Origin of the sequence: Coleofasciculus sp. F4-SAH-05, assembly GCF_040222985.1 — a bacterium.
In the GTDB taxonomy this organism is placed as follows: domain Bacteria; phylum Cyanobacteriota; class Cyanobacteriia; order Cyanobacteriales; family Coleofasciculaceae; genus Coleofasciculus; species Coleofasciculus chthonoplastes.
Map to the genome: position 1 here is coordinate 1 of NZ_JAVKBY010000269.1, position 6087 is coordinate 6087.

Annotated in this window: 4 protein-coding genes; 3 read left to right on the forward strand and 1 reads right to left on the reverse strand. The window is 44.9% G+C overall.

Annotated elements, in window-relative coordinates; translation table 11 throughout:
* Positions 1-297 precede the first annotated feature (297 nt).
* The 3 genes from RIG27_RS33155 (at position 298) to RIG27_RS33165 (ending at position 2495) form a co-directional block, all read left to right on the forward strand.
* Complete coding sequence (locus tag RIG27_RS33155; protein ID WP_446347358.1) at positions 298-729, forward strand: TMEM165/GDT1 family protein; 432 nt, start codon at positions 298-300, stop codon at positions 727-729.
* Between the two features lie 82 nt (positions 730-811).
* Positions 812-1093, forward strand: coding sequence for a TMEM165/GDT1 family protein (locus tag RIG27_RS33160; RefSeq protein ID WP_446347356.1), 282 nt, complete (start codon positions 812-814; stop codon positions 1091-1093).
* Between the two features lie 145 nt (positions 1094-1238).
* Positions 1239-2495, forward strand: a complete 1257-nt coding sequence (locus RIG27_RS33165) for an FtsX-like permease family protein (protein WP_446351296.1) — start codon at positions 1239-1241, stop codon at positions 2493-2495.
* 464 nt (positions 2496-2959) lie between these two features.
* Here RIG27_RS33165 and treY read toward each other — a convergent pair whose 3' ends face one another.
* Entirely contained in the window at positions 2960-5764 is a 2805-nt protein-coding gene (gene treY / locus RIG27_RS33170; RefSeq protein WP_446351297.1) for a malto-oligosyltrehalose synthase, read from the reverse strand.
* Positions 5765-6087: the final 323 nt, after the last annotated feature.

Here is a 6087-nt window from a genome sequence, read left to right on the forward strand (position 1 = left end):
AGGCAAAATCTAGGGATGGGCAATCCCGAAGTAACGCTACAGGAGTTGGAGCCTCTACGCTACTTGGCGCAAGCCTGGTAGAGCAAGTTCTGACGATGAATGTAGAATCCCACGCGCTTTAAGCCGTGGGAGTGTCAAAACGCAGGGCTTCCATCAGTAGCGATCGCGTTTTTGTCAGAAATCCTGGATACTGACCGACTCTCATACTGGCTTCAGCCCGGATCATAGTCAAACTTGTAAAGTTCTGCAAAGATGAATAGAATATGAAAAAAGATTGACGTGAACTGAGCAATCCCTGTGAAACTATCTTCCTTGCCCATCGTCGGTTTTGTCCTGACAGCACCTTTTTCTTCAATGAATCCAGCCCCCAAAGATGTCTCTGATCCCCCTGAGTTGCCAATTTCCCCCACTCCCACCAGTTTGCGTCCCATCGTCAAGCGCCAACGGGGGATATGGGGTATCTTTAGTTCCACCTTCCTGACGATTTTTCTAGCTGAGATTGGCGATAAAACCCAACTAGCTACCTTGCTGATTAGTGCAGAATCTCAATCCCCGTGGATTGTGTTTACAGGTGCTGCGATCGCACTGATCACCACCAGCTTAATCGGTGTCTTACTGGGAACCTGGTTAGCCAAGCGTTTACCGCCCAAAACCCTAGAAACCGCCGCCGGAACATTATTACTCTTCATTTCCGTTATGCTGCTATGGGATGTGGTACAACTCGGATGAAACAATTTGGAGTGTGTATTATTGTGTTTTCACCCAGAGGTGACTAAACCCACCCCGACTGAATCAAAGAGTTTTGAATATTATGGATTGGCAATTACTAGGATTAAGTTTCATTACCGTATTTTTAGCCGAAATTGGTGACAAAAGCCAACTAGCTGCGATCGCGCTTGGCGGTAGCCTCAAGTCGCCTCGTGCTGTATTCTTGGGGACGGTAGCTGCATTGCTGTTAGCCACGTTTATCGGCGTATTAGCTGGGGGAGGTATGGCGCAACTATTACCCGTGCGAATGCTTAAAGCGATCGCGGCGGTGGGTTTCGCATTAATGGCAATTCGCTTGTTGTGGCCCGATGAGAACGACGAATGACAAAATGACAAATAAGTAGGTCGGTGTCAATAAACCCACCTATATTAAGTTCTGTCAATAATCCTCAAATCCTTACAAATGACCAATGACCAATGACAAATGACGATCCCCACCGTTAACTTTAATTGTCCCCACCTACTTACCAATGGTTTCTCTCGCCCGGAAAAACTTACTCGAAGACATTCCCCGCTTTTTAGTCGCCCAAGCTGGGATTATGTTTGCGGTGAGTTTAGTTACCTTACAAACGGGTATTTTTAATGGATTTACCCAATCCACGGCTCAGTTAATTTATAATTCTAACGCAGATATTTGGGTGGCATCGGATAAGTTGGTGCAACTTGAACTAACACTACCCATTCCCTTATCCCATGTTATTTCTGCCCGTCAGGTGGAAGGGGTAGCCAAAGCGGAAGCCCTTATTTTTAGTGGCGCGTTGTGGAATCCACCTCAAGGGGAAATTACCCGCGTCAGAGTAGTAGGATTTGACCCCAATGGGCAACTATTTCAACCCATCAATCTAGTGCAAGGTGAGGTTAGTAACTTATCTGAATCCTATAAAATTATCGTCGATGCAACCAACCAAGATTCCCTGAATGTACAACAGATTGGGGATATTGCCCGCGTCAATTCCTTACCCGCCCAAGTGGTAGGGTTCACGCAAGGGAATGCATCGATTGTGTCCAATTCCTTCATGTTTACCTCCCTAACCAGTGCCAATGCGTTCTTAACATCGGGTCAAAAGTCGGAACTATCCTGTAAATTGCCGTCAGGTGCTGAGGATTTAATTTGTACCAATACCTATTCGAGAATTTCGGAAGCCGAACTGCGGAATCAACCCCCACCGCCACCTAATCCATTAGTCGCTTCTGACTTGATTCAATATGTTTTAATTGCGGCACAACCGGATCAGGATTTGTCACAATTAAAAGAACGATTAGAGAAGGCGTTACCGAATGTGAGTACCTATACTCGCGAGGAGTTTATTAAACTGAATCAAAACTTTTGGCAACAGCGAACCGGAATTGGCTTTATTCTGGGTTTGGGGGCGGTGGTTGGTGTCGTGGTTGGTGTGATTATTGTCGGTCAAATCCTTTATTCATCGGTCTCTGACCATATTACCGAGTTTGGCACACTTAAAGCCATTGGCGCGTCAGATTGGCGTATTTACAGTGTAATTATTGAACAGGCGCTGTGGATGTCAGTTCTCGGTTATCTCCCCGCCATGTTTCTCTGCTACGGTGTAGCCCTGTGGACATCAGCGACTCAGGGAATTGTGATTCTGATCACCCCCGTATCTGCGATCGCGGTTTTGGCGATAACGGTGGTAATGTGCGTCGGTTCGGCGATTTTCGCGATTCAGAAAGTGACGCGCCTTGATCCAGCCATGGTGTTTAATCAGTGAATCATTTTGTTATTTGTTAATGGTTAATGGTTGATGGTTGATGGTTAATGGTTGATGGTTAATGGTTAATGGTTGATTGGTAATTGATAATTGGATTTGTAGGGGCGAGTCGCTGCATCAATAGATGGCGTGAGAATTAACCTGTCTCGACTCGCCCTTTTCTCGTCGGTACGGGGGGTTAATTGGATTTGTAGGGGCGAATCGCTGCATCAATAGATGGCGTGAGAATTCAACTGTCTCGACTCGCCCTTTTCTCGTCGGTACGGGGGGTTAATTGGATTTGTAGGGGCGAGTCGCTGCATCAATAGATGGCGTAAGAATTAACCTGTCTCGACTCGCCCTTTTCTCGTCGGTACGCGGGTTAGATAATTCCCCATACCCCGTGGAGGGCGACCCGAGTCTATTAATGGTTTGGTGGTGTAAATTATGTGCGGCGGGTCGCCCCTACGATGTTTATCTATTCATCATTCCTGCTGATTCTGATTCACCAATAACGCCACTGGAAAATCACTGAGAACATCTCGAATCCACAGGGTATCGTCCCCCTGAATTTCCCGTCCCGTCATCACATCCTGCCACACAGACGACGAACTAGAGGGTAAAGAAATCCGGGTTTCTTGCCAAACTTGTTCACCCATGGGATATTCTCCTGGCTTCACTAAACTTGTCAACAGCCGAGGGACAATGACAATCACCGTTGTATGATCCCAAGTTCGGGCAAAGGTAACAACATGATCCTTCAAGCTGCCAATAACAGTCAGTTTGAGGTAATCCCCTCGCTGGAATACCTCTAAATACTCGCGCCGTACTTTTAAGGCTTGATAAATGACAAATAACTTAATTCGACTATCTTCTAGAGTCTGACACAGTTCCTGAACTAAACCCAGGCTATCCATTTCAAAGCGCTGCTTCAATTCTTGGACTAACGCCAGCCGCCGTTCAAAATCCACCGGACGACGATTATCGGGATCAACTAAACTTAAATCCCACAGTTCCGTTCCTTGGTAAAAATCAGGAACCCCCGGAGATGTCAGTTTCAACAAGGCTTGGGAGAGACTATTAAAAATTCCGTAATGTTGGATTTTACGTTGAAATGGTAGAAACGCTTCTAAAAAGGGATTGTCATGGGGATCTTTGAGTAAGCGTTCAGCAAACCGAATAAACCCTTCTTCATAGTGGGTATCCGGTCTCAACCAAGCGGTATGAACTTTTGCCTCTCGGATTGCCTTGATAACATAGTCTTTGATCCGCTGCACATAGCTAGGGAACTCTGCATCATCAAAGGGGAAGGTTCCCAGCAAGGTTTGGTAAAGAAAATATTCGTCGTTGGGATCAGGAATATCTAACCCATCAATACAATCCTTGTGAACCGCATTTATTTCCTGCCATTTTCTCAACATACTATCCCACTCGCCGGGAATTTCGGAAAGGACATTAATTCTGGCTCTTACATCTTCACCCCGTTTTGTATCGTGGGTTGCTGTTGTATTGATTGTATGGGGCCAATAAGCGATGCGGTGTTGGTTAAAGTCATGAAAGTCGTCTAAGGAAACGCCAAACTCACCCGGATTACCACCCACTTCATTAAGAGAGATGAGACGGTTATAAATATAGAACGTCGTATCTTCCACCCCCTTGGCTGTCAGCGGTCCGGTAAACTGTTGCAGCCGCATGACAAAATAACGCCATTGTTCGGCTTCTTCGGGATTGAGTGACTCATCAACTTCCAGTAATAAAAACTTCTCAATAAACGTCAGTTCGTTAAAGAAAATTGGCGTATTTTCTTTGGCTTTGCTAATGACGTACTCAATACAATCTCGATCCGCTTTGCTCAACCCTTCTGGATTAATGTAGGTTCGGTATACGGGAAACAGCGCCATGATTTCGACTAAAGCGGCTTTCAGCGCATATATAGTAAAGTCACTAGCGTATCTGTACCGACCAGAAATTCGTTGGAGTAAATTGGCTAAATTATCGATATCTCCAGTCAAATGCTTGGCGATAATCAATCGCTTTTTGTCTTCTATTATGACTTGATAGGATATGGAATTCCCGATAAAGCGATAGTAAACGCTGTCAAACTTAGGCTGAGTCTGGTGATGACAGAAAATACCATTAACTTTGTTTAAGAAATCATACCCACTCGTCCCTTGTACGGGCCACGTTAGCGGCAAATCTTCATGCTCTTCCAAGATTTTCTCAACCACGATATACGCATCAGAGGCATGATCTCGCAAGCGATTCAAATATTGAGCCGGATCGTACAGTCCATCGATATGATCGATTCTAATGCCGCTAAATTTATTTTCCTCAATCAGCTTCAATATCAACGCATGATTGTGATTAAACACCCGCTCATCCTCGATGCGAACGGAAATCAGGTCATTGACTGTGAAAAATCGCCGATAATTCAGTTCTTCATTCCCCACCTTCCAGTACGCAAGGCGGAAAAACTGCTCAGCCAATAATTTCTCTAATAAGTCAAAGCTTTCGGGTTGTCCGGGTTCTCCGTTAAAGATTTGAATATTTTCGTTAATGAACTCCCTGATCTCGACACTATCATTCCAGAGTTCCCATAACATACTCTTGATAAAGCCAATCTGGTCATAGCGTTCCGTTCCTTCTTCGCCAGAGGGAATGTATTTTAATGCATAGAGAGCGCCCAGAAACTTGACAAAATCAGGATGATTTCTGCCTAATTTCCGGCGGATGCGTGCCAAATCGTAGGTTAAGACATTGGAGTAGGATTCGATGCGAATGGGAAACTGTAGGTCATAGTAATTAATCGTAAAACCGTCTTGGTTATACTGGAGTTTGAGTTCACCACTTTCTAAGCAATCTCCACAAAATTTACCTAAAAATGGCGCTAAGACTCGCTGCCGAATGCCCTCATAATGATGTTCCCAATTAATATCAAAGTAGTCTTTATATTGAGAATTAGGACCATTCTCTAAAACTTCGACCAGCATGGGATTTTGACGATCAAACGCCATGTGGTTCGGCACAATATCCTGAAGCCATCCTAATCCGTGCTGTTGCGCCTCCTCAACCAGAGACTCAAACTCCTCCAATCCGCCGAGTTCTGGGTTTATTTGATTGGGATCAACCACATCGTAGCCATGGGTGCTACCGGATCTGGCTTTAAATATGGGGGATGCATAAACGTCAGAAACTCCTAATTCTGCCAAGTAGGAAACAATGGCTTTTGCTAACTCAAAGGTAAACTCAGGATTAAATTGAATTCTATAGGTGGCGACTGGAATCCGCATCATAAGCTTTGAAAGGGGTTAAAGAACTGACAGAGCGTTGGCTCTAAGAATCGATCTAAAAATGGCTTGTTAACAGTGGCGTTAAACCGTAGGATAGTTGCGTTGAACGTAATGCTTAAATCATAGCTTAACATTAGTTAATTAGGGTCTGCTGAATAAGTTTTGTGGTGAGGGGAGGGAACAGGGAACTGCTTAACAGGGAACAGGGAACAGTTTCAACCCCCGGTTGGGGGAAGATTCTGCGCTCGCGGAGGTGAAAATCCAAGGATGCAAGAGCGTAAGGGTGTAAAAACCTTGCACTTGTTGGGTTAAAAAATGGCTTT

What these genes read in the sequence shown, in the direction of transcription:
- RIG27_RS33160 (WP_446347356.1), top strand. Translation starts at nt 812, where the DNA reads ATGGATTGGCAATTACTAGGATTAAGTTTCATTACCGTATTTTTAGCC.
- RIG27_RS33165 (WP_446351296.1), top strand. Translation starts at nt 1,239, where the DNA reads ATGGTTTCTCTCGCCCGGAAAAACTTACTCGAAGACATTCCCCGCTTT.
- treY (WP_446351297.1), bottom strand. Translation starts at nt 5,764, where the DNA reads ATGCGGATTCCAGTCGCCACCTATAGAATTCAATTTAATCCTGAGTTT.